The 18,827-nt window shown below is 62.8% G+C and carries 18 protein-coding genes; 8 read left to right on the forward strand and 10 right to left on the reverse strand.

What is annotated here, in order from left to right; genetic code table 11:
* Window positions 1-72: 72 nt before the first annotated feature.
* From M1D88_RS00320 to M1D88_RS00330, 3 genes are all read right to left on the reverse strand, one after another.
* On the reverse strand, window positions 73-453 hold the full coding sequence (locus M1D88_RS00320) for a RidA family protein (RefSeq protein WP_458112643.1): 381 nt from the start codon (window positions 451-453) through the stop codon (window positions 73-75).
* Between the two features lie 109 nt (window positions 454-562).
* Complete coding sequence (locus tag M1D88_RS00325; RefSeq protein WP_458112644.1) at window positions 563-892, reverse strand: SDR family NAD(P)-dependent oxidoreductase; 330 nt, start codon at window positions 890-892, stop codon at window positions 563-565.
* Between the two features lie 78 nt (window positions 893-970).
* The gene (locus M1D88_RS00330) at window positions 971-1,948 is read right to left on the reverse strand and encodes a threonine ammonia-lyase (protein ID WP_458112645.1); all 978 of its coding nucleotides are present in this window, start codon (window positions 1,946-1,948) and stop codon (window positions 971-973) included.
* 131 nt (window positions 1,949-2,079) lie between these two features.
* Between M1D88_RS00330 and M1D88_RS00335 the strand changes: the two genes are divergently transcribed.
* Window positions 2,080-3,006: a LysR family transcriptional regulator gene (locus M1D88_RS00335; protein ID WP_458112646.1), complete on the forward strand. Its 927-nt coding sequence runs from the start codon at window positions 2,080-2,082 to the stop codon at window positions 3,004-3,006.
* Here M1D88_RS00335 and M1D88_RS00340 read toward each other — a convergent pair.
* Complete coding sequence (locus M1D88_RS00340; RefSeq protein ID WP_458112647.1) at window positions 2,990-4,672, reverse strand: alkaline phosphatase D family protein; 1,683 nt, start codon at window positions 4,670-4,672, stop codon at window positions 2,990-2,992. The two genes, M1D88_RS00335 and M1D88_RS00340, sit on opposite strands and share 17 nt — an antisense overlap.
* 134 nt (window positions 4,673-4,806) lie before the next feature.
* On the opposite strand from M1D88_RS00340, the gene M1D88_RS00345 reads away from it, so the two are divergent.
* On the forward strand, window positions 4,807-5,931 hold the full coding sequence (locus M1D88_RS00345) for a glycerate kinase (RefSeq protein ID WP_458112648.1): 1,125 nt from the start codon (window positions 4,807-4,809) through the stop codon (window positions 5,929-5,931).
* 91 nt (window positions 5,932-6,022) lie between these two features.
* Here the strand turns inward: M1D88_RS00345 and M1D88_RS00350 are convergent, their stop codons facing one another.
* Window positions 6,023-6,514: a DUF6328 family protein gene (locus M1D88_RS00350; protein ID WP_458112649.1), complete on the reverse strand. Its 492-nt coding sequence runs from the start codon at window positions 6,512-6,514 to the stop codon at window positions 6,023-6,025.
* Window positions 6,515-6,714: 200 nt separating this feature from the next.
* Here M1D88_RS00350 and M1D88_RS00355 point away from each other — a divergent pair, with 200 nt between their 5' ends.
* Window positions 6,715-7,614, forward strand: a complete 900-nt coding sequence (locus M1D88_RS00355; RefSeq protein ID WP_458112650.1) for an SDR family oxidoreductase — start codon at window positions 6,715-6,717, stop codon at window positions 7,612-7,614.
* A gap of 167 nt (window positions 7,615-7,781) precedes the next feature.
* Window positions 7,782-8,417: a hypothetical protein gene (locus M1D88_RS00360; RefSeq protein WP_458112651.1), complete on the forward strand. Its 636-nt coding sequence runs from the start codon at window positions 7,782-7,784 to the stop codon at window positions 8,415-8,417.
* 166 nt (window positions 8,418-8,583) lie between these two features.
* Here M1D88_RS00360 and M1D88_RS00365 read toward each other — a convergent pair whose 3' ends face one another.
* Window positions 8,584-8,868 carry a DUF1540 domain-containing protein gene (locus M1D88_RS00365; RefSeq protein ID WP_458112652.1) on the reverse strand — a complete coding sequence of 95 codons (285 nt, stop codon included), beginning with the start codon at window positions 8,866-8,868 and terminating at the stop codon, window positions 8,584-8,586.
* A gap of 123 nt (window positions 8,869-8,991) precedes the next feature.
* Window positions 8,992-10,359, reverse strand: a complete 1,368-nt coding sequence (locus M1D88_RS00370) for a uracil-xanthine permease family protein (RefSeq protein ID WP_458112653.1) — start codon at window positions 10,357-10,359, stop codon at window positions 8,992-8,994.
* Between the two features lie 291 nt (window positions 10,360-10,650).
* Between M1D88_RS00370 and M1D88_RS00375 the strand changes: the two genes are divergently transcribed.
* The 4 genes from M1D88_RS00375 to M1D88_RS00390 all read left to right on the forward strand — a co-directional run bounded on the left by M1D88_RS00375 (window position 10,651) and on the right by M1D88_RS00390 (window position 13,373).
* A complete protein-coding gene (locus tag M1D88_RS00375) occupies window positions 10,651-11,154 on the forward strand; it encodes a 2'-5' RNA ligase family protein (RefSeq protein WP_458112654.1) in 504 nt (167 codons plus the stop codon).
* A gap of 126 nt (window positions 11,155-11,280) precedes the next feature.
* A complete protein-coding gene (locus M1D88_RS00380; protein WP_458112655.1) occupies window positions 11,281-12,303 on the forward strand; it encodes a LacI family DNA-binding transcriptional regulator in 1,023 nt (340 codons plus the stop codon).
* Window positions 12,304-12,527: 224 nt separating this feature from the next.
* The gene (locus M1D88_RS00385) at window positions 12,528-12,812 is read left to right on the forward strand and encodes a DUF6221 family protein (protein ID WP_458112656.1); all 285 of its coding nucleotides are present in this window, start codon (window positions 12,528-12,530) and stop codon (window positions 12,810-12,812) included.
* A 138-nt stretch (window positions 12,813-12,950) separates the two neighbouring features.
* On the forward strand, window positions 12,951-13,373 hold the full coding sequence (locus tag M1D88_RS00390; RefSeq protein ID WP_458112657.1) for an Hsp20/alpha crystallin family protein: 423 nt from the start codon (window positions 12,951-12,953) through the stop codon (window positions 13,371-13,373).
* Window positions 13,374-13,658: 285 nt separating this feature from the next.
* Here the strand turns inward: M1D88_RS00390 and M1D88_RS00395 are convergent, their stop codons facing one another.
* The 3 genes from M1D88_RS00395 to M1D88_RS00405 form a co-directional block, all read right to left on the reverse strand.
* Window positions 13,659-15,875, reverse strand: a complete 2,217-nt coding sequence (locus M1D88_RS00395) for a glycoside hydrolase family 36 protein (protein WP_458112658.1) — start codon at window positions 15,873-15,875, stop codon at window positions 13,659-13,661.
* 156 nt (window positions 15,876-16,031) lie between these two features.
* Window positions 16,032-17,078, reverse strand: coding sequence for a phosphotransferase enzyme family protein (locus M1D88_RS00400; RefSeq protein ID WP_458112659.1), 1,047 nt, complete (start codon window positions 17,076-17,078; stop codon window positions 16,032-16,034).
* 80 nt (window positions 17,079-17,158) lie between these two features.
* Complete coding sequence (locus tag M1D88_RS00405) at window positions 17,159-18,826, reverse strand: glycoside hydrolase family 43 protein (protein WP_458112660.1); 1,668 nt, start codon at window positions 18,824-18,826, stop codon at window positions 17,159-17,161.
* Window position 18,827 lies beyond the last annotated feature (1 nt).

The raw sequence follows: 18,827 nt of genomic DNA on the forward strand, positions 1-18,827 counted from the left end.
TTCCTCGCTTCTGAAAGGATTGTTTTGGCCTAGCGTCCGGCGGTGCCTTGCGGCTTGCCTGGTGCCTGGCGCCTAGCGGCTTGCGGTGACTTCGACTTCGAACTTGCAGTCCCTGGCGAGGCTGGCGACTCCGACGGTGGCTCTGACCGGCGGGTTGGTGGAAAAGGTTTCGCGGAAGATTTTTTCCATTTCGGCGAAGTCTGCCCAGTCGGTGAGGTAGCAGACGCACCGGACGACATCCTGAAGTCCGAGTCCGACGTCGACAAGAAGTTTTTCCACGCTGGCGAACGTGGCCCGGACTTCTGCTTCGAAGTTGGCCGGATACGTCTCGGGCCGGCCTCCGACGCTTCCTACCTGGCCGGCGAGGAAGACGAGCCCGCTGGCTTCGACGACCTGGGAGTATGACCCACTTCCGGGCTGTACGCCGTCAATGGCGGGGATGGTTTTAGTCATTGTTTTGTTCCGATCTTGTGTTGGGGGTTGGGAAAGCGAGGGGTTTTGGCTAGGACGGGTGGCCGCACGCATTCACGGGCAACCCGCCTGTTTTAGATCCGTGAAGTGGTCACCACGGCAGGGGTGAGCGCTCGTAGAAGTAGCCGCCCGACGGGCCGTCTTCGGGCAAGGTGGCCAGCCAAACGGGAGTATCGGCGCCATCTTCAACACTTCGGGTCGCTTTCGGGCTCATGTCTGTCCGCGTGTAACCAGGTGACGCCGCGTTGACCAGGACCCCTTCGCCGCGGACCTCGGCTGCTGCGCTTTCGCCGCTGGGCTTGTTCCGGGAACCCAAAATCACGTGATGGCCGTGCCCGGCTAGCTGACGGGCTATTTCCAGGCCGAGGCCGCGGTTGCCTCCGGTGACAAGGGCCACCCTGTCCTTCTGTTTAGAACTCATAGTTTTTCCTTTTACACCGAGGAGCTTGTTGAGCTCGTCGAGGGTGTTGACGCTGGGGTGTAGTTGCAGGTGGGCGCTTCAGGGAGCCATTAGTGAAGCGAACTTTTCAAGGTCGATGTTTCCGCCGGTGGCGATTGCAGCGATGGTTCCGGTGCCGAGTCGGGCGGAGTGCTGGAGGACGGCGGCGGCTGCGACTGCACCGCTGGGTTCGACGATGAGTTTCGTGGTTTCGGCGAGCCAGCGCATGGTCTCGACTATCGACTCTTCGGAAACGGTGACGACGTCATCCACGAGGGCCTGGATGTGTTCCCACGGCAGGTCCCCGACCATTGTGGAGCGGAGGCCATCGGCGATGGTGCGTCCGGTCAGCTCCCTGGTCCACCTCTTGCGTTCTCCGGCGGCGAAGCTCTCAGCCAGGTCTCCGGCGAGCTCGGGCTCAACGGCGATCACCCGGATGTGTGGGCGGAGGCTTTTGATGGCCGCTGCGACACCTGAAATGAGGCCGCCGCCCCCGACAGGCACCAGGGCGACGTCGAGGTCATCGATCTGCCCGAGCAGCTCGAGGCCGATCGTTCCCTGGCCGGCTATAATCAGCGCGTCGTCGTCGGGCGGTATTACTGTGAGGCCGTGGGTTGCGGCAAGGTGTTTGGCGTGAGTCATGGTCTCGGTTGGGGGACGGAGGATCACAGTGGCTCCTTCAACCCTGGTGCCGTTGATCTTGGTCGAAGGGGCGGTCTCAGGCATCACCACCGTCGCCGCGATCCCGGCGAGCCGGGCTGCGCGGGCCAGGCCTCGGCCATGGTTGCCGGCGGAGTATCCGATGACGCCAGCAGACTTCGCCCGTTCGTTGAGCGCGGCGACTGCGTTGGTGGCACCGCGAAGCTTGAAGGAGCCCGTGTATTGCAGGGATTCTGCTTTGATCCACAGGGATCGGCCGCCAGCCGAATGAGGCGGGACGTGCAGGACCGGCGTGCGCAGGCAGGTGGTGCTGATGCGCGATTGTGCCTGGTGCAGGTCCTCAAGGGAGGTCAGGCTCGTGGGCAAGGTAATTGCCATGGTCAGTCCTTTGTGTGGTCGTGGTCAGAACGCGGTATGGAATCGCGAAGGCCCCCGTTCCCCTTACTTTCGCAGAGACAAGAATGAAGGACAAGCGTTGATTCATATGCAATATCGTGTAGATTTGCTTCATGATTGATATCGGATCTCTCCAGGCTCTGGCGGCTGTTGAGCAACACGGTTCCGTGATCGCGGCCTCGGACGTGATGGGCTTCAGCCCTTCGGCGGTATCCCAGCAGATCAAGAAGCTGGAGAAGCAGACTGGCTTCTCCGTACTGGAGCGGCGGGGCCGCGGCGTTCTGCTGACAGAGCGGGGCCTGGCTCTGGCCGCATATGGACGCCGCATTCTTTCCGAGCTGGAAGAGCTGCAGTCCACTCTGCTCAGCGACCCGGGGAAGCCGTATGGCCGGCTGAAGGTGGTGGCCTTCTCCACGGCCTGCCGAGGCCTCGTTGGGCCGATGCTCGGTATGCTTGCCTCCTCCGGAACGGACCTCGACGTCAGCGTGCTGGCCGAAGATCCGCGCGAAGCGGTGGCGCGCGTAGCTGGTGGCGAAGCGGACCTCGGCATCGTCCACGACTGGAACTCCGTACCCCTGGTGATTCCCGAACACCTGGTGCTCGAGTGGTTGTGTGAGGACATTGCAGACCTTCTGGTTCACCGCAGCCATCCCCTGGCCGGGCGGTCCGAGGTGGAAGCGGCCGACCTGGTGGACGAGCGGTGGATCAGCACCCCGAATGGCGCCATCTGCAACGAGGCCTTGCTACGGATTTTTGCGGATCTGGGACGCGTCCCGGATATCCAGGTCTACGATCCGGACTTCTCAACCCACATTGCTCTCGTGGAGCAGAAGGCCGTGGTGGCGCTCGTTCCCCGTCTGGGCAGGCCTGCCTTGCCTGCGGACGTGGTGGCTGTTCCGGTAGGCAATCCGGTGCCGGGACGCCGCGTTGGCATGGTTCACCGAAGGACGATGACCGCCAGCCCTGGTATCCAGCACCTTGCCGGGCTCCTTCGGGGAATTGCTAACGGTCGGTTGCTGGCTATCAGGGCTCCAAGCTGACCCGCATTGCCCGGCGCGGAGCCAACGTAAGGGAGGCCACTCGTTCCAGCCGGGGGTGCAGGTGGTCATCACCCTCCACGACGCCGGTCAGCCACCACAGCTTCAGCCCTTCGTCGGCCACTTCAAGGCAGGCCAGGTTATTGACGAACCATGGACCCTTGACGCCGGACCAGCGGAAGGGCGGATCCGGCACCTTCGCCGAGCGCGCCACCAAGCCACCTACAGGGGTGGCCAGGCCATAGGAGGTGAGAGCTGTGAAGGACCTCAGCAGCCGTGGCAGCGGATTGCGGATAGGGGAGCAGACAGCCTGGATGATCCGGCTGCCCGAGGATCGCTCCACTTCCGCCACATAGGAGAAGTGAACGTCCCCGGAGATGAAAGTGACGGTTTCCGGCGCGGGACCGCGTTCGCCGTCGGCAACTTCGGTCACCATGGCGGCCACCTCGTGGAAACTTTTCTGGAAGGCGGCCCAGTGCTCAAGATCGACTGTCTGCCGCAGCTTTTCGGCGGCAATGGCGGCTGGTTTCCCCCAGGCGCCTTCAGAAACGGCTTCATTCCAGGACTCGACGTGATGCAGGCCCATCGGCAGCAGGAAAGGCAGTGACGTGGCCACCAGCACGTGTCGAAAGCCGCCACGCATGAGGTTGTCGAGCCATGTCATTTCCGCCTCGACAAGAAGGGCCCGGTTCTCCGGCGCCAGATTCCGGGCGGCACGGGAGTCGAGCACAATCAGCCGGGTATCCCCGAAATCCCGGCTGAAGCTCCAGCGATAGGAAGTCGGGTCCTGATCGGCACGTGCCGCGAAACTGTCCAGTTCGGCGCTTAGGTCGAGTTCGGTCTCGCCCCGATGATCAGCAACCCGCTGCCAGATAGGATCCTCTGCCCGCCCCTGCGGGGACAGGTTCCCGAGATGCTGGTAGACCCAGTAAGCCGTCAGCCCGGCCACAACGCGCTCGCGCCACCAGGGGACGGCGGTCATTTTCTTTCTCCAGCTGAGCGAGGCATTCCAATCGTCGCGGATGTCGTGGTCGTCGAAGATCATGGCGCTGGGCAGGGTGGACAGCAGCCACCTGTTAGCAGGGTCTGACCATGCCAGGTAGTAGAGGTGAGCGTACTCTTCGTAGTCCTTGAGCTCCTCGCCAGGGGGTTCAGTGATGTCGCGGCGGGCCCGGATAAACTGCTGCATTTGCTCACTGGTGGAGTCGGCGTAGACCTGGTCCCCAAGGAACGCCACAAGGTCAGGCCACGGCTGGCGGGCCCGTGTTGCCATGCTTAAGGCATAGGCCCGCAAGGAGTCGACACCGTGGGTCCGGTTGCCGGCTTCGTCGTGCGGGACGCTGGTGCGGCAGGAGCCGTAGGCCATCCGCAAAGGCTGGCCGGGCTTAAGCGCAGCAATTTTTGAGGAAGGGAATCCGGACGAGGGATCGGGCCAGACGTGTGTCCCATTGATTTCGAGGGAGTAGGAAACAACCTGCCCGGGCACCAGCCCTTCAACCTCCACCAGCGCGTAATGGTGGCCATGAACTGAGAAGGTGCGTGCTCCCCAGACTTTGTCCTCTGCACGGACGGACACCTTCGCCGAAGTCCGGGTTTCCACCCATATACTTGCGGAGGTCTCATCGACGAACCGCATCATGGGGCCGAGCACCAAAAGTGAGGTGTTCATTACTCAGTTGTACCTGTTGGGACGGGGTCCGGCCAGATCTTGACGCTGCTGTCTGCCTGACTTTGCCAATAGTCATAGATGATTCGAAAGCTTTTTGGTAAACGCTTTCCAACCCTAGATGGCAGGATAGACCCATGCGCATTCTTATTGCCCCGGACAAGTTCAAGGGATCGCTGACCGCTGCTGAAGCCGCCGGCGCCATGGCCGAGGGAGTGCTACGGGTCTATCCGGACGCTGTTGCAACCCAGTTTCCAATAGCCGACGGCGGAGAGGGAACCCTGGAGGCCGCAGTGGCGGCCGGCTACGAGGAAAGACTAAACGCCGTTGTCGGCCCCATTCTGGCTCCCATCGGTGCAGCGTGGGCGCTCCGGACTGACGCCAGCGGCGCAGTAACTGCAGTCATCGAAACAGCCCAGGCTTCAGGCCTTGCGCACGTTGAACCCACTCCGGAGGGCTCGCTGCGCGCTCACAGCTACGGTTGCGGCCAGCTAGTCGCCGCGGCCTTGGATGCGGGGGCAACGGAGATCGTGTTGGGTCTTGGCGGCTCAGCAATGACCGACGGCGGGAGCGGTGCCTTGCGTGCGCTCGGACTCAAACCGCTTGATCCAGCAGGCAACATCGTCCCCCTGGGCGGCGGATCACTTGTGGATGTGGCTGCCGTTGACGCCACTGAGCTCGACCCCCGCTTGAGCCGGGTCAAATTCCGTATTGCCGTGGATGTCCGGAACCCCCTCTACGGCCCAGAGGGAGCCGCCCATGTGTTTGCGCCGCAGAAAGGCGCCGATGCCGATGCCGTGGAGCAGCTCGATGCGGGCCTTCGGAACTGGGCCTCCGTCCTCCGCGAAACCACGGGCCGGGACGTCAACATTCCCGGAGCGGGAGCAGCCGGTGGGTTCCCGGCGTCGTTCCTGGCGTTCAGTGATGCAGCGCTGGAAGGAGGGTTTGCCCTGGTGGCAGGCCTTACCGGGCTGGCCAAACAACTGGCCGAAGCGGACCTGGTGATCACCGGTGAAGGCTCCATGGACTCGCAGTCGTTGACCGGTAAGGCTCCCATTGCACTGGCAGCCGCCGCCCATGAGCGGGGCATCCCTGTCATTGTGGTGGCTGGCCGCATCCTGGTGACCCTTGAGGAGCTGGCCGAGCATGGCGTGGTGGCTGCAGCGCAACTGCTGGATGTTGCCCCAAGCCCTGAGGACGCCGTCGCTCAGGCAGCGAAATACCTGACCTGGGCCACAAGCCAGGTGTTGGAAGGCGCCTGACGGGCAGGGCCCAGTGCCCGAGTGAAGCACACGGGATGGCGCCTTCTGAGTCGGGAGCCTGTCTCGTAGTGCGGCTCTGCCACCGGCGGAGCTACCTCTTTTCAGCTTGTCTGTGAAGGTGAATCGGAACATAAACCAGCAGGATGATCAGCACGGCCAGCAGTGCAGCTCCCGCGGCAATACCCGCATTGCGGCCGGCGGCGACGTCAAACACCAGCGACGACGTTCCCACGCTGAGGAGGGCAACGCCGCCCAGCGCCACCTTGGTGATCCTGTCTGCACTGGACACGAGCGTGGCCTTGAGCCGCTTTCGGAAAAGACGGCGGTGCACACTGACCGGGAGCAGGATGACGGCGGTGGTAAGCGCGGCCAGGACCACGTTGGTGAGATAGAGGCCCACCTGGTAATCGTCGAGGGAATCGAACCGGGATTGGAACGGGAGGGTGAGCAGGAACCCAGCGAGAATCTGGACTCCCGTCTGGAGGACCCGGAGCTCCTGAATGAGCTCCATCCAGTTCCGGTCCATCTGTTCTTCCACAGTTTCGTTGCGGCCGCTGCGTTGCTGGGCTTCGGGATCGGTCATGGCCATCACCTCCGGCACTGTTGTTGGCCGCCAAGCGGTTCTAACTCTCAACCTAGGCTTGAGCCCCTTCAATTTCAAGCAATAATAAGTTTGCTGACTAATTTCTGGTAAATGTGGACTTGACCAGATTGCTGGGATAGTTTCGAAGAGCCGGGTGCGACCGGCCTCTGAAGAAAACCGACACGTTGGGTAGGTGGACTATGAGTGATGCAGGCAAGCAGCAAGAACAGCCGCGTGACCCCCGGGGAGGCTACCACTCAGGGCCCTTCCCCCAGCAGGAGCAAGAGCAGCCAGGCCTCACAGCCCCCATGGATCCCAAGCCGGATCACGGCGAGTTGAGCTATGAAGGCAAGGACCTCCTCAGCGGAAAGGCAGCCCTGATCACCGGGGGCGATTCCGGAATTGGCAAGGCTGTGGCCATTGCTTTCGCGCGGGAGGGCGCCGACGTCGCGATCTCTTATCTTCCAGAGGAAGAGGAAGACGCCCAGGACACTGCCGAGTGGATCCGGAAAGCCGGCCGGAAGGCCCTGCTGCTGGCGGGTGACGGGAGGAGCGAGGAGTTCAGCTCCCGGATCGTGGAGGACACACTGGCTGAGTTCGGCCGGCTCGATGTTGTGGTCCTCAACGCTGCCTACCAGAAGAACCGGGACAGCTTCGAATCCCTGCCAACGGAAGAATTCGACAGGGTTTTCAAGACCAATCTGTACTCGCTCCTGTGGACGGCCAGGGCGGCAGTTCCGCACCTGAAACCAGGGGCATCGATCATTACCACCGCGTCCATCCAGGCTTTTAATCCATCACCCCAGCTGATCGACTATGCCATGACCAAGGGTGCGCAGGTGGCTTTCACCAAGGCCTTGGCCCAGGAGCTGGGACCAAAGGGTATCCGGGTGAACGCCGTTGCCCCCGGACCCATTTGGACTCCGCTGATTCCCGCGACCGAGTGGCCGGACAAGCTGCCGTCCTTCGGCCAAGACACGCCGCTCCAGCGTGCGGGCCAGCCCGCAGAGCTTGCGGCGGCCTACGTTTTGCTGGCTTCCGAGCAAGGCTCCTACATTTCCGGGGCCGTGCTCCCGGTTACCGGCGGCAAAGGCCTCTGAGCCGCCGATCCGGAGCCCGCCGATCCGGAGCCCGCCGATCCCGAGCCCGCCGATCCCGAGCCCGATCCGGAGCCCGACAAGCCAAGGACCCCGATCCGGAGCCCGCCAAGCCAAGGACCCCCGGTGGCAAACCGGCCAGTTCAGAACCGACCAGCAAGGAGGAAGAAATGAACGAGGAGAGCCAGAACGATCGCGTCACGGAGGAAGCCGGGGGCTACGGAACCCCAACGGCTGAGCAGGAAATGGCCCCTGGGGATAACAAGCAGTTTGCACAACCCCGGGAGGAAGAAGTCTTCGACGCCGCAGGACTCAGCCAGGACAGCCCCGAGGGTGAGATGTTCCCCGCGGAGTCCCCGGACTTGAGCCAGTTCGGAACTGAGGACAAGGACAGCGCAGGAGAGCCCGGAGCAGGCCGCTTCGGAGGTACGGAGGATCAGATGATGGCAGAAACCGAAAGCACTGACCCGGGCTTCGAGCCTGTACCCGGATCCTCGGCAGGACCCGGCGGCGCAGGCGGATTCGACAACCCTGTTCCTGCCCATCCCGATGAAATGCCGGAGCAGCAGCTCCCCGCTCCGTCGGGGGAGGATGACTCAGCGGATTATGACGATCCAGGCGCAGCTGTCCCCTCCGTGGAGGCGGAGATGGACGAAACCAACACCGAGGACGCTGCGGGGCGCCCCTTTTCCTCCGAGCCTCAGCGGGACGCGGCCGGGATCCCGGATGGAAGCGGAACGGATCTTCCGGATGAGCAGTCCCCGCAGGACCGCGACGATGACAAGGAAACCTTCGACGCCGGCTAGAAGCAGAATCTGGCTAGAAGCAGAATCGAGCTCCAAGCAGACGGCGGCCGGAAGGCTGCGTTAGCGGAGGCAGCGGATTTCTTAGGAAGCTCGAAACAAGAAAGTGCCGGCCGCCCAAGGGGCGGCCGGCACTGGCTGTTCAGAATAATGGGCTGATCTTGCTGGTTTACGCGTGTGCGTACGTTAGGCAATCGGCGTTGTCTCGGCCCGGCCCGACGTGAACCTCAGGCGCCTGGCACATCAGGTGCTCGTTATGGATGCATTCCGTACGCTGGCAGGCCCCGACGTCGGCGAGTACCTTCGGGAGGCCGCCATGGACTCCAATATCAATGAAAGTGGCGCAGAGAGCGTGGTCTTCACTACCGCCAACCGTAATGGCTGCCGCATTGCACTCTGAATGGTCGTTGAAGGAGCAGTTGGTTACGCTGCAGTCGGCGACATGCGATGTCATAGCAGGATCCTCCGTGGTTCTGCCCGCCCCGGACGGGCGGCTGGCTGGTTCCCACGTTAGGCGTGTTCGGCCCAATCAAAAAGACCCAATCGTGTGACGTATTTCCGGCGATTGGAACTTCTCCTAACGCCGCTTCTTCCCTGAGCGCTTTAGTCCGGCCGCGGCTGCAACCTTGGCAGCGGGCGGCAGCACTGATTTTGCGGACGATTGTTCCGTCTCCGGTTCGGCCACACTTCCGCGTGCCGCTGCAATCGCCTTCATGCCGTGATAGATGATCAGGGCGGCCGCTGACCCAAGGGCGATGCCGGTGAACGTGAGCTCCCCAAGAGTCCAGGTGTAGTCGGCAATGCCGATGATAAGGGCGACGGCCGCGGTGGTCAGGTTGATGGGGTTGGAGAAGTTGACCTTGTTTTGCACCCAGATTTTTACTCCGAGGATGCCGATCATCCCGTACAGCATGGTGGCAGCACCACCAAGGACACCTGCGGGAACGGTGGCGATGAGTTCCCCGAATTTTGGCGAAAAGCTAAGCAGGATAGCGAAGCTGCCGGCCACCCAGTACGCAGCAGTCGAGTAGACCTTGGTGGCTGCCATGACACCGATGTTTTCCGCGTAGGTCGTGGTACCCGAGCCACCACCGAAACCTGCCAGAACTGTAGCGGCACCGTCAGCCATGAGCGCGCGGCCGGAGACGTCGTCGAGATTGCGGCCGGTCATGGCGGCCACTGACTTAACGTGCCCGATGTTCTCGGCCACCAGCACCAGGACCACGGGAACGAACAGGCCAATCACGCCCAGATGGAATTCAGGGGTCTGAAGAGTGGGCAGCCCGATCCAGGACGCGGCGTCCATCTTGGCGAAATTCACTTCACCCCGGGTTATGGCCGCCAGATAACCCACAACAACTCCAACCAGGATGCTCAGGCGGCCCAGGATCCCCTTGAACAGCACGCTCACAAGGATGATGGTGGCGAGGGTGATTACAGCCGTGACCGGAGCGGCGTCGAAGTTGTTTTTGGCCGCCGGCGCCAGGTTAAGTCCGATCAAGGCTACGATGGCGCCCGTCACGATGGGCGGCATCAGGCGGTTGATCCAGCCTGCACCGAACTTCTGCACCACCGCACCCACAATTGCCAGTCCGACGCCGGCCAACACTACGCCGCCCAGGGCGCCGCCCACGCCGTACTGCTGTTGGGAAGCCGCAATTGGGGCGATGAACGCGAAGCTGGAGCCGAGGTAGCTGGGAACGCGGCCCTTGGTGATGACGAGGAATAGCAGCGTGCCGATGCCCGAGAAGAGCAAAGTTGTGGCGGGCGGCATGCCCGTGAGGATGGGTACTAGGAACGTCGCACCGAACATGGCAACGACGTGCTGCATTCCCACGCCGATGGTCAGGGGCCAGGTGAGCCGTTCTTCCGGAGCCACCACCTCACCGGGGCGTACCGACTTTCCGGTTCCGTGCAGTTTCCACTTGGTGCCGAGCATGCTCATAGCCAGGAGCCTTTCAAAGGGGTAGCCGCAAGGGCAGAGATGGTTCGGTGCAAACATTACCGCCCTGCATGACTGGTTGGCGCCCTTCTAAACCGGCACTGCCTCCTGGCCCTTCTTAACCAACGCCTCCGGCGCTTAAACCAGCAGTGCCTCCGGCACGATGGGGGACACGCCGGAGGCACTGGGGGACGCGATTTCTGCAGATTAACTGCATGGCATGTGTCCGTTCCGTTTTCCATTCTAATCCCATCTCTTGCCCCGTTGCCCAATTTCCGCTGCCAGACTTGCCTCATGAAGAACCTCATTCTGGTCGCCTTCCTTGAGCCTGTAACCCGCGGTTCCGAGTTCCCCCGGGGGCGGTGGCCGCTGCATCTCACCCTCGTAAAGTTCGACGTCGGATCCCGTGCGGGCGGGGAATCGGGAGGCAGCGATGAGGTGGTTGCCCGGGTTGTGGCACAGGTGGAAGGGCCGGTGAAAAGAGCGTTGGGTACAGGCCTTACCATCGGGGACGAGGCAGGGTTCGGCCAGCGGCAGTTGGTGGAGGTGAACCTCGTTGAGCCGGATTCCCGCCTCCAGGAGCTCCACGAAAACCTCGTGCGTGAGGTCCGGAACCTCGGGGCGGTTGTATCCACTCCGGGCTACACGCTGCAAAATTACCGCCCTCATGTGACCCGCCAGGGTGAGAGGCGCTTCCACCGCGGTGACGGCGTCGTACTTGACTGTGTTGCCCTCGTGGACATGGCACCGGATGGCGACCGGAGGATTCGCCGTGTCCTGGAGCTGTGGGCGTGCTGAGTTGACCCGAAGCGGTTCGCCGTGCGCTTTGCGGCGAGCAGGATCAGGTTTAGGGGAAAACGATTACCCAAATGGCGCGATTTAGGTCCTGAGGGGCTTATGTCGCGTTACTCTGATGGAGTGAGTATGGAAGCAAAGAACAGGGTCCCGGTCCTTAGTGATGTTGCCAAAGCTGCCGGCGTTTCAGTGCCGACGGTTTCCCGTGTGCTCACGAGCAGCAAGTACGTTGCACCCGAACTGCGCGAACGCGTGATGAAAGCCGTAAACGACCTCGAATATCGGCCGAACAGTGCTGCCCGCGCCACAAGATCGGGTAAGCGGTCGATGGTTGCCGTCCTGACTGGCGCGACGTCAAATTACGGTTATGCCAAGACCATCGAGGGCATCGAGCTCGCAGCGAGGAAAGCCGGACTTTCGGTCATCATTGCGGTGGTTGAATCGGACAGCGAAACTGCCGTCAACGCCGCCATAGACCTCGTCCTCTCGCAACCCGTAGCCGGCGTCATTATCCTCGAGTTTGACCGTCCGGGCCTTGCCGCGGTGAAGGCCTTTCCGTCGTCAGTGCCCATGGTGGTGGCTGGCGGCGGAACCCGTCGCAGCGGATCTAATCCCAGCGCGCTCCTGGATGAGCGCAGCGCGGGCCGGGATGCCACGGAGTACCTTCTCTCACTGGGTCACAAGACGGTCCACCATGTCGCCGTTCCCACCATGGGCAAGCACTCGGGCCGCACCCAAGGATGGAAATCCGCGCTTACTGCTGCCGGAGCCCCTGTTCCTCCCGTGCTCCATGCCACCTGGGAGCCTGCCAGTGGCTACAAGCTGGGCCTGGACCTCGCGGACCAGGACGACGTCACGGCAATCTTCTGCGGAAACGACGACGTCGCGATCGGCGTCATCAGCGCCCTCCTGGATCGTGGACGCCGCATTCCGGAAGACGTCTCCGTGATGGGCTTCGACGATCAGCCCCATGTTGCTCTCTGGAGGCCCTCGCTCACCACGGTCCGGCAGGATTTCGGCGACCTCGGGGCGCGGGCCTTCCAGCTGCTGTCAGCGGCGGTTGAGGGCGCCGACGGCTCTGCATCATCAATCGTCAAACCCGAACTCGTCCTGCGGAACTCCACCGCGGCAGCCGGTTCGTCCGCCGCCTAGTCCTAGGAACCGCTGGGCCCGATCGTGAGCGCAGACCCCAGACGCTCGCTCACGTTTCGCCCTTAAGTCCCAAACGCTCCCTCACGTTTCGCCCTTAAATCCCAAAACGCTCGCTCACGTTTCGTCATCCTGCCGACGAGAGGTGATGGAGGGTTGGGGGAATGGGAGCGAGAGGTGAAGGAGGGTTTGTTTGACCTGGAGCCCACTTGGGCAAGGATGAATGTATGGCTGACATCATCGAGTTCCTGGAAGCACGCATTGCAGAAGAAGAGGCAGAAGCCCGCCGGGGACTCGAAAGCCGGGATGAGGTCCATGGCGCTGTGGGCTGGTTCGACCCCGCGCGGGTCCTTGCGGAATGCAACGCCAAGCGGAAAATCCTGGACAATGTGCCCCTCGTTACCGATATCCCGACACAGATTGGGGCCACCAGCGAGTACGTCCTTATGTGCGTGGCGTCGGTCTATATGAACCACCCGGATTACCAGGAGGGGTGGTCCATTGATCCCTAGGGAATCCATGAAAAAACGCGTAAATTCACCGGTTCTCTGAGTATCAGCCTCTTGTGAGATCGATGGTGTGGTGCTATAAAATCTGTATCAGCGGATATACATCCGGTCTAAGAAATATGGATCAAAAGGAGGTATGAGATGTTGATGCTGAATGACCCGTTCCGGCAGCTGGACCGGCTCGCTCAGCAGGTGCTTGGCACCACAGCCCATCCCGCCGCGATGCCGATGGATGTCTGGCGGGAAGGCGATGAAATTGTGGTTGCGCTGGATCTTCCCGGCGTCGAGGTCGATTCGGTGGACGTCGACGTTGAACGCAACGTCCTGACGGTCCGCGCCGAGCGCAAGGACCCGGTGGGTGAAGGCAGGGAGATGGTCGCTTCGGAGCGACCGCGCGGGGTCTTCAGCCGGCAGCTGGTCCTCGGGGAAACCTTGAACACGGACCACGTACACGCCAGTTATGACGCCGGTGTGCTCAAGGTGCGGATCCCGGTCCTTGAGGAGGCCAAGCCGCGCAAGATCGAGATCCAGGCCGGCGGCCAGCAGCAGCAGATCAAGGCCTAACGGTCGCGTTCCAACAGGCCAGGCTTAGGTCGGGGTCTGACACAAGCCGGGGCGGGGTGTCCGGACATATTAGGGCTGCCTTCGAGGGCGGTTAGCATTCATGTGCACGCCACAGCGCCTTGTAGCGCAATTGCAGCAAACGGTGCCTGCTCATCCCGCCCCCCAAACACACGTGGTCACTGGCTGACAAGAGCGGCCGGTGACCACGTGCTCGTTAGGCCACGTGCTGGGCAAGGGCTGTCGGGGGCGGGCCGGTCATGCGGGGGACGAGCAAGGGAACCCTGCTTAGGCTGGCCGCAGCTCGATTACCCGCGCACTCGGGGCCTCGGGCATGGTCACTTTCAGCACAGCGGACTGGCCTGCAGCGCCCGGCAGGATTTCGACGGCGGACGATCCCCAGCTGGGGTACGCCACCGAAACCAAGGGGTTCGGGCCGAGCCAGGACGGGAGTGTGATCAGCTGTTCTTCCAGGCCGCCACGCCGGTGGAGGGCAATGAGGTAGCGGTCGGTCTGAGAGTCCTCGTCGGCTGCGATACCCGGGAACGTGGCGCCCTGGGCGATCCAGTGGTCGCGCCATCCCGGCAATCCCAGTGGGAAGGATGGTTCCGAGGCCGCAATGCCGGTCCGCAACCTCTTGTAGGCCTCAATCCCTTCACTGACCACGTCCAACTGGGCCTCGTTCAGCGTGTCGATATGTCCCGCCAAGTGGACTCGCGCCAACAATGCGCTGCTCAGTGAGAACGCCAACTCCTCGGCGTTCATGCTCCCTTCCACTGAAGCCCAGACCCCGGACTGCTCAGGGGCAATCGCCAAGGCCGCGGCAGCAGAGATGGGAGGAGTTTTGATGAAGTCCTGCTGATCAGTGAGTGACTGGACGGGAAAAACTGCTCCCGAAGCGCCGTCGGTCCTGGAACCACCGGCAGAACATCCTTCAATGGTGAGGCCGGGGTGCCGGTCCATTGCGGTGGATACCCACTCCAGAAATGCCCTGTTGTGCTCAAGCAGTCCTGCGCCGGCCGCGCCCGTCGAGTCCGTTCCCGAGCCGATGTCGATGTTGTAATCGAGCTTCAGGTAAGCGAGGTCGAAGTCAGCCATAAGCCGGTCCACCACCTGGTCAAGGTGGGCGCGCGCCGCCGGATGCCGGAGGTCGAGCTGATAGCGGCCCCATTCCTTGATTCTTTTGCCCCGACGGGTGAAAAATGCCTCGGGAGGAAGCAGGTCCGCCATCCGGCTACGGGCTCCCACCACTTCAGGTTCCAGCCACAAGCCAGGCTTCATGCCGGCCTGGCGGATCTTTTCGATCAGGCCGCCAAGACCGCCGCCGGGGAACCGGTTCAAGGACGGCTCCCACTCACCCACGGAGTCCCACCAGCCGCCGTTTTCGTCGTCATACCAGCCGGCGTCGATGCAGAAAACCTCCACCCCCAGCTTCGAGGCGGCAGCGATGAGTGGCAGCTCCTTCTCGGTGGTGGGATCGGACATCAGGCAGTTGAGGAAGTCGTTGTAGATCACCGGCAGCTGCACGCTGTCGGTATGCGGCCGGCGGATCCGGCGCCGGTAGGCCGTCAGCTCGGTGGCCACGGCGTCCAAGCCGCCAACCGGGACTACGACGACGGCGGCCGGGACGGTTGTGAATTGCTCACCCGGGTTCAGGGTCACCGCCCACTGGTGTTCCTCGGCAGTCGGCCCGGAAACGGTGAGGTAGACGTCGTCGTAACGGTCTCCGAGTTCATAATGCCAGGCCCCGTTGTTCTCCACCTGCCAGCCGATCATACGGCCTGAGTGCAGATCCTCGAGGATCCCCAAGGGCAGCTGTTCGCCCGTGGACCACGCCCCTGTTGACGTTGTGACAATCCGGTTTTTGGAGCCTACCTGGTTGTACTGGACCATCCCGACGTTGTAGAGCCCGCGTTCGGCCAGCGTTGAACGGCGCCAGCGGAACTCCCCGGACCAGGGGTTGGCTGCTTCCCACAGACCAAAGCGCTCTTCCCAGTCCGCTCCATGCCCGAGGCCGGACAGGGTCAGGGAAGAGATGTATTCAAGCTCGACGGCGGTGGCTCCGGCCCGTACTTCTGTCCAGCACCGGAGGACGGCGGAGCCGTCGGAGAGCTCATAAAAGACAGAAACCTCGACGCCGGATACGCCGTCGCGGGCGTCAATCTGAAGGCGATTGCCGCCGTCGTACTCGCTGCGGACGACTGCCGCGAGCCGCAAGCCCTGGGCGGCCCGGCCGTCCACATGCCGTTTTCCGGCCGTGCCATGGCGGCCATCCCCGGCCAGGGCCAGTTCCACCAACGGCAGGGCTGAGCGTCGCAATCCGGCGAGATCAGGAACAGGTTCGCTGGCGTGATGAAGGGCGAGCAGGCGGGGTGCCGTGTCCTCCCCATGGAGGATATGCAGCTGAATGCAGCTGTTTCCCCATGTGAGGATCTCGCCGCCTTCCGGTACCTCGAGGGTGGGTGGTTTGTCCTCGACATCCGGTGGGAGGTGAGTAAGGGTCATGGTGGCTCCTGGTGGTGGTTCGGCAGCCTGTTTGCCGGAACTGTCCTAGAAATACGATCTTTTGAGGATAACGTTTTCCTAAACGGAATGCGAGGGCCATTGCGCCCTTTGTGTTCTTTTTGCTGGCGAGGAGGTGCTTCTACCCGTCCAGAGCAGCTATTTCCGGGTCTTTTCGGCCACTCTGAGGATCAGGGAACGTTTCTTGTCGTAATGGTTCACGAGGGAGGAGCGAAGGTCGGGGAGCCATGGTGGGGAGTCTCCGGCTGCGTGTTCCACATCGAGGACACCGGCTCCGTGCAAGAGATCCCGGGCGGCGTTGGAGGCCATACAGATGGGCAGGAGGGCGATTTCGTCCTCGTGCAGGGTGCGTACAGAGTGGTAACCATCGAGGAAGGAGGCGAGCAGAGCAGGGTGGGTTGGCTTTTCGTAGTCCGGTCCCACTATGTCTCTCAGCGCTGAGGCAATGTCCTCTGCAAACCGGCCGATGCGGGCCTCGTCCAGATCAAAAATGGACACTGCATCGCGATCCCAGCGGAGATTGTCGAGCTCGAAGTCGCCGTGCAAAACGCCATTTTGGGCAGGAAGGCAGGGAAGGGCAGCCCACTCGGCCGCCAGGGCTTCGGCAGCCCGGGCCAGGGGCGGATCATCCTTCAGGTTGGCCAGGGTGGTAAAAGGGGACGTGGCCAAGGCGTGCGGGTTGTCTGCATTCCCGGCGTTGTCCGGATCAAGGAAGATCCCAGAATGCGTGGCCGCGTCCAGATGGAATCTGGCAAGAGCGGCGCCCCAGGCCCATGATTGGTTTTTGGTCAGGGCGTCGGGCTCCCTTTCTTCCCCTCGGGCTGCGGTAACTGCCACAGCGTGGACCAGGCCGGTCAGCGTCGCGAGCGTTTCCACGAGCCGGCCAGCGTCGGACAGCACGGGGGACACCACCGGGTGCCCTGCCGATGAAAGCGCGGTCAGCAGTTTGGCTGGCCGCAACAGGGCGTCCTCCCTGCGAAGTCCCGCCGGCACAAAGCGCAGGAAGATGGTCCCTTCTGCCCTGGTCTTGGCCGGCACGATGAATACGTGGGTTGCGCTCGAGCGCAGGTAGAGCGCGGCTCCAGGGGGCAGTCCCCAAGCGGCAGCCACGGAATCCGCCACAGGGCTGCGCCAGGCTTGGTCGACGGTACTGTTCAGGGACTTGATCTCGCTGAGGGGAAGCATCCCAGCTATCCTCCCCAGCCCGGATGGCGCCGTCAAGCAGTTATGCAGCCGGACAGCGGACGCCAGCACTCAGGTGGGCGTCAGCCGGACGAAGACTGGCCAGACGGAGTCAGCGTGAACTGTGAGAAATCAGCGCAGAAGGTCTGATCGCGAAGGTCCTGGGCGCAGACTCCGACAAACGGGCCGGTGAACCTCAGGGTCCTGCCGTAATCATCGGACAGGTGCGTCGCGTTCAGGCCGGCGGCAAGTTGCTGAAGCCCGCCGTCCTCGCTGCCCCAAAAGAACTGCACTTCACTCGGCGTCATCGTGCCCTTCAACAGGAGCGGTCCTGAATCAGGAACTACGGCGGTGGCGTGGACCAGCAGTCCCTTCTCGGCGTCGCGCTCCCATACCTCCACTACGCGTTCCAGCGAGTTTTCACTGTCACGTACCGAAAGCCTCAGGTAGAAGTAGGCGCTGGTGTTGTAGTAGAAGATCAGGCCCGCGGATTGCGTGTAGTTTTCCGGCGCGGCGTCTAGGACAACGCTCGCGGAGACGGATTCACTCCTGATGCGCTGGGCGATCAGGCTTTGGTCGCGCAAGGAATCCGTACTCCTCATCCCGCGCAGGCGCAGCCAACCAGGGCGGACGGTGGTACTTAGCCAGTCGGCCTTCGAAGCGGGGGAGCGTAAGGTGCTCCACGGCCAGGCAAGAGGCTCGCCGGCAGCCGGAAAACCAGAGGCCGGGCCGACGGCGGGAGCCGGCGGCCGACCGTCGGGCACCGTTTGCAACCCCGAAGGCGACGGGACCAACCCCGAAGGCGACGGGACCAGTCCGTCAGGCGCGGTGACGTGTTCGGCAGCATGGTGGGCACCCTGTTCCAGCCGAAGCCAGCCATCGGGAGTCCAGTTCACTTTTTGGAGGCAGGTCTCCCGGCCGAGAATGGCCCGGCGGTCGCCGTCGGACTCGATCCAGCGGCTGGCAAGGTGCACAAGGTAGTCCTCGCCCGCTTCTGTGCTGACCAGCTCGCCGTGGCCGGCCTTCTGGAGGGGGAGGGTGTCGTCGTCCCGGCTGGTGAGGAGGGACCCGTCTGGGTCGGCCTCGTAGGGGCCAAGCAGCTCGCGGGAGCGGAGCATCAGGATGCCGTGGTTGAAGCCCGTTCCGCCCTCGGCTGTCATGAGGTAGTACCAGCCGTCCCGGAAATACAGGTTGGGCCCCTCGATCAGTGTGGCGCTGCGAAAGATGGAGTGGGGCGCCCCGACAGTGGCTGAGCCGTCGGCTGTAAGTTCCTGCACATTGATGCCGGCAAATCCGCCGCGGCCGTTGGGGCGGTTGTCCCATTCCATGTTCGCAAGCCAGTGCCGGCCTTCATGGTGAAAGATGGAGGGGTCGAAGCCGGTGCTGGTGACCCGGGCCGGTGCTGACCAGGGACCGGCGACGTCTCCCGCCCGGGTCACATACGTGTCCATGTCCTTCTGGGCTCCGCCAAAGGACCGTACCACCGTGAACGTGAGCCAGAACGTGCCATCGTGCCAGCTCAGTGACGGCGCCCAGATGGAACCCGAGTCCTGGATCCCGCTGAAGTCAAGGGCGACGTCGGGTCCGTTAAGTGAGCCTGCGAACTCCCAGTTCGCCAGGTCCCTGGACCGGTGGATCGGAATGGTGGGGAACCATTCAAAGGAGCTGTTGGCCACGTAAAACCACTCTCCCACCCGGACAATGGACGGGTCCGGAAAAAAGCCGGGGAGTATGGGGTTGGTGATGGTCATG

Source organism: Arthrobacter sp. R1-13, from assembly GCF_054161475.1.

Excerpts from the sequence above, each read along its gene's own strand:
- M1D88_RS00320 (WP_458112643.1), bottom strand. The coding sequence starts at position 453 with ATGACTAAAACCATCCCCGCCATTGACGGCGTACAGCCCGGAAGTGGG.
- M1D88_RS00325 (WP_458112644.1), bottom strand. The coding sequence starts at position 892 with ATGAGTTCTAAACAGAAGGACAGGGTGGCCCTTGTCACCGGAGGCAAC.
- M1D88_RS00330 (WP_458112645.1), bottom strand. The coding sequence starts at position 1,948 with ATGGCAATTACCTTGCCCACGAGCCTGACCTCCCTTGAGGACCTGCAC.
- M1D88_RS00335 (WP_458112646.1), top strand. The coding sequence starts at position 2,080 with ATGATTGATATCGGATCTCTCCAGGCTCTGGCGGCTGTTGAGCAACAC.
- M1D88_RS00340 (WP_458112647.1), bottom strand. The coding sequence starts at position 4,672 with ATGAACACCTCACTTTTGGTGCTCGGCCCCATGATGCGGTTCGTCGAT.
- M1D88_RS00345 (WP_458112648.1), top strand. The coding sequence starts at position 4,807 with ATGCGCATTCTTATTGCCCCGGACAAGTTCAAGGGATCGCTGACCGCT.
- M1D88_RS00350 (WP_458112649.1), bottom strand. The coding sequence starts at position 6,514 with ATGACCGATCCCGAAGCCCAGCAACGCAGCGGCCGCAACGAAACTGTG.
- M1D88_RS00355 (WP_458112650.1), top strand. The coding sequence starts at position 6,715 with ATGAGTGATGCAGGCAAGCAGCAAGAACAGCCGCGTGACCCCCGGGGA.
- M1D88_RS00360 (WP_458112651.1), top strand. The coding sequence starts at position 7,782 with ATGAACGAGGAGAGCCAGAACGATCGCGTCACGGAGGAAGCCGGGGGC.
- M1D88_RS00365 (WP_458112652.1), bottom strand. The coding sequence starts at position 8,868 with ATGACATCGCATGTCGCCGACTGCAGCGTAACCAACTGCTCCTTCAAC.
- M1D88_RS00370 (WP_458112653.1), bottom strand. The coding sequence starts at position 10,359 with ATGAGCATGCTCGGCACCAAGTGGAAACTGCACGGAACCGGAAAGTCG.
- M1D88_RS00375 (WP_458112654.1), top strand. The coding sequence starts at position 10,651 with ATGAAGAACCTCATTCTGGTCGCCTTCCTTGAGCCTGTAACCCGCGGT.
- M1D88_RS00380 (WP_458112655.1), top strand. The coding sequence starts at position 11,281 with ATGGAAGCAAAGAACAGGGTCCCGGTCCTTAGTGATGTTGCCAAAGCT.
- M1D88_RS00385 (WP_458112656.1), top strand. The coding sequence starts at position 12,528 with ATGGCTGACATCATCGAGTTCCTGGAAGCACGCATTGCAGAAGAAGAG.
- M1D88_RS00390 (WP_458112657.1), top strand. The coding sequence starts at position 12,951 with ATGTTGATGCTGAATGACCCGTTCCGGCAGCTGGACCGGCTCGCTCAG.
- M1D88_RS00395 (WP_458112658.1), bottom strand. The coding sequence starts at position 15,875 with ATGACCCTTACTCACCTCCCACCGGATGTCGAGGACAAACCACCCACC.
- M1D88_RS00400 (WP_458112659.1), bottom strand. The coding sequence starts at position 17,078 with ATGCTTCCCCTCAGCGAGATCAAGTCCCTGAACAGTACCGTCGACCAA.
- M1D88_RS00405 (WP_458112660.1), bottom strand. The coding sequence starts at position 18,826 with ATGACCATCACCAACCCCATACTCCCCGGCTTTTTTCCGGACCCGTCC.